At 57.8% G+C, this 3,814-nt stretch carries 2 protein-coding genes; one reads left to right on the top strand and one right to left on the bottom strand.

All coding sequences use genetic code 11. The annotated features are described in order from the left end of the window. Window positions 1-166: 166 nt before the first annotated feature. Window positions 167-2,707, bottom strand: a complete 2,541-nt coding sequence (locus LAT62_RS16155) for a hypothetical protein (protein WP_293386239.1) — start codon at window positions 2,705-2,707, stop codon at window positions 167-169. Between the two features lie 317 nt (window positions 2,708-3,024). Here LAT62_RS16155 and LAT62_RS16160 point away from each other — a divergent pair. Beyond that, on the top strand, window positions 3,025-3,814 hold a 790-nt coding region (locus LAT62_RS16160; RefSeq protein ID WP_293386241.1), incomplete at its 3' end, for a methyl-accepting chemotaxis protein.

Consider the following 3,814-nt stretch of genomic DNA (forward strand, 5'->3'; position numbering starts at 1 on the left):
AGGCCTACGACCGCGCCGCCACCGCATTGATCGCCCAGTTCCGCGACAACATGCGTCGCTTCGACGTGTCGGACGACATCAAGGCCGCAGGCCCCGAGGCGTTGGTGCTGGCGTAAGCCGGTTGGAGGCGCCTGGACACAGGCGCCTCGCAATGGTCTCTCCTGGTCTATTGTGGGCGCACCCAGTAGTTGATCACCTCAAACTCCTGCTGACTGGGTGCGTCCTTGTAGACATAGCTGAAGAGGCCGAATCGATAGGCATCATCAGGGAAGTTGCTGTCCGGCAACTGCGCGACACTGCCCTGATAAATCGACTCCTTGCCCCGGCCATAGCTGATGGTCGAATCGACACCGCCGCCGATGCTGACGCCCGTGATCAGCCCCCCGGTTGTTGCCCGAATGTCCAGGCTGGTATTGATGCCATAGGTCGTGCCTTCGGTGACTTCCTCAAACACACTGACTTCCGAGACGACAAATCCGTTGCCCTGTCCGACATCCACTTCGTTAGACTTGAGGCCATCGAACTGACTGAGCAGGCTGTCGCGTTCACCGAGACCGGGATAGCTGAACGGGTCGCCGGCGGTATGCGAGAAGATGCTGCTGTCGATACGAAAGCCCTCATCGTCCACTCGTTCGTTATAGAAAGTGCGTTCTGTCATGACGCTGATCGGATCGCGCGGCATGCGCACCTGCATCTCACCCCCAATCAATTCCTCGTTGGGATGCGAGGTGATGACGTAGGTATAGACATCCAGCGGGATGGTGGTGAAGATCACCGAATCCTCTATGGGCCCGGTTGTGTGCACAACGCGTCGGGTCAGGGTGTAGGTTTCTTCGGTGAAGTTGCGGGTTTCAGCCTCGACAGTAGCGACGGCCTCCAGTCCACCCACTTTGACGCCAAAGGCGGAAAACCCGACTTCAAAACCGACACTGCGACCGACGGAGAGGCTCCAGGCATCTTCGGTCGACACGGTGTCGGAAGTGCCCTTGCCGAAAGCCGTCCGGCAGTCGCCCAGGTTCTGGCCAAAGTCCTCATCGCAGGGTGCGGCAGCCAAAGCAGCAATGATGACCGGTTCGGTGAAGGCGAGGCGATAGGTGCCTTCCGAATAGGACAATGCCAGGCTGTCATCGTCAACGTTGGCGGCCACCAGTTGCGGGCGACCGCTGTCGCTATTGAAGGGAATGGCAAGAATTTCTCCCCAGCCATCGACTTCATTGATACCCCAGATTCTGATCTCTCTCACATTGTCACTTTCGGTGCTGACGAAGGCGATGTTGTCGCGGGTATCAAAGGTAAGGTCGCCGGTGACCATGGCGGTGTTCCGCCAGTGGAACCGGCCGCTGCCGCTGGCGTTCGCGGGCCAGTAAAGTGCAGACGGCTCTATCTGGTGGATTTCTTCCAATTCACTCTGATTGGTGCTGTTGCGCAGGTTGTCCAGAATATACTGGTTGATCTGGATTTCCCGGGCGCCGTCACCGGTCAGGTCCAGGGTATTGACGTGGACATAGGTCATTTGACGGTTGGCCCCTGATTCACTGGACCCTGACAGCGGCTGCAGATTCTGAGTCCAGGTACGAATCACTGCCAGGTCCCGTGGTTTGATGTCCAGCACCATGGCCGCGTAACGGCCATTTTCTACACCAATTCCAGCTTCCTCACCAATATGGCTGAGGCCGCCGATGATCACCTCGTCCACGCCATTGCCCGTGACATCTCCCAAGGTGATGCCTGCGGTCTGGAGGGTGAGTGTGCCCGAGTCCAGGGGGATCTCGGCCGGGCCGGTTTTCAGCACCTCGAAATCATTGTGGGCGCTGTCCAGCAGGGTATAGCGTGCATGCCCCCGATTGTCGCCACTGTTCAAGGAAGTCTCGTAACTGTTGGTCATGATGGCCAGTTGCTGGGCGGCGCCATAGTCCAGGTTGCCGGCCTGCATTTCGAAGACGAACGCGTTCCCGTAAACCTGTTGCTCGAACAGCCTCTGAGGCCAGGTGGAATCTTCCAGGGTGCCGTTATTGTTTTCCAGAAAGAATAACTGCACCTGGTCCGAATAGACCTTGGCGACCGCCAGATCGATCCAGCCGTTGCCATTGAAATCACCCGCCTCAATGACCAGTTCGGTCGGTGTGGCATTGGCTATGATGCGAGGGGCGGTGATGGTGAAGCCATCGGGTTCATCGCCGATGACGACCATACGTACCGGGTTAGAGGGTGAACTGTTGTCGCGGTAGACCACCACGGTTTCATCCCGGCCATTGCCGGTAATGTCGGCAGCAACAGCGGCCCGCCTGAAGCCATTGCCCAGCCAGTCATTGTCAGCCTCGTCGGGCGCGAACAGGACATCACTGCTGTAGTTGTTGTTATTGTCGACTGCGAGTTTGGACAGGCTGAAGCCGTCACCACCATCACTGGACAGGGTCAGGTTCAGTGCCAGCAGTTCATCGAACTTCTGGACGACGAGCCGTTTGCCGAGTGGCGTGTAATCTTCGGGCAGGTCAACGCGAGTGTTGCTGTCCAGTTGTACCTGACGCGGGGAAGACTCGGTGTCCACGCCAAGGGCGTTGAGAACACAGTCGACCTTGTCATCGGCGCGGTCACAGTCTTCGGTGTCAGCAGAATCTTCAGATGAGCTGCCACTGCAGGCTGCAATGAGGAGGAAACAGGCCGCCACGAGAAGATTCCCGGCGACCGGATTGATATCGAGTTTCATGAGCATGGATCCCTGGCGAGTGCCTGGCTCGTACTATCGGGTGCGGAATCCATCCCTCGATCAGGCGAGTTATTTTAACTGCGCACCAATATTTTACACGCGGGAGTGACTAAGGCAACGCGCCGTGAAAGTCGCCTTTCATTTTCCGGCTGACCACGGAAAAGCATGCATTGGTGTCCCAGAAACCGGCAAACCTGACCGATTAGGCTAAAATATTGGGTGGTGCTGACGATATAAAGACAAGTCTAGTCGTCAGCGCCATCCTGCAGGCACCTGATGCGGTTGTTGGTGCAGGGTCAGGTCTACCGGGAGGATACATGACAATTATCGGGCGTATGCGAGCGCTGCTCATCGCACAGATACTGGCGCTGGTGGTTATCAGCGTTATTGTGCTGGGAGGGCTGCGTTTTACCGGCACCTTGGCTTCCTATTACCCGGACGAGCTGTTGCCCGGGGCGGTCGCCGTCAAGAACCTCAATATTGCCGGGCAACAGTATTATCTTGATCGCTTTGACCCGCGCGCTCTGGAGCCCATCCGAGAGCGTGGTGACGAGGCTCTGGCTGCGCTGGAAGCGGTTATAGGCACCGACGGAACCTCAAGCAGGGTGCGCGACGCCGTGGCTGAAATGGCCGACGCCTGGGCGGCGCTGCGCATCGAGGAAGGCCCGACGGCCGGTCGCGATACCTTTCCTGTCTTTCAGGAAAGCATGGCCGAGGTGGACGATATTCTGGAGGAACTGGTCGCTGACTCCAGCCGGGAGATCGAGCAGGTAATCTCTCTGATCATGCAGGGTGTTACCCTTCTGGCCACGCTCATCATTATTGCCTCTCTGGTCTTGACCTTCTTTATCGGACGCTCGGCCAAACGGGCTATTGAAGGCTTGTTCGGCCCCATCCGGTCACTGGCCGATCGCCAGTTGAATGTCGAATTCGATCAATCTGGCAAGCACGAGTTCAGTGTGCTGGCGCGTGACCTCAACAGCATGTCGCAGTCGTTGGTGACGGCTTTTTCCACCATTCGTGAACGGGTGCTCGGTCTGGCAGAGACCGCAGACGAGTTCTCGAACTCCAGCGAGCGGGCTTCAACCAACATGCAGACCCAACTGG

The organism is Natronospirillum sp., from assembly GCF_022565775.1.
GTDB lineage: Bacteria > Pseudomonadota > Gammaproteobacteria > Pseudomonadales > Natronospirillaceae > Natronospirillum.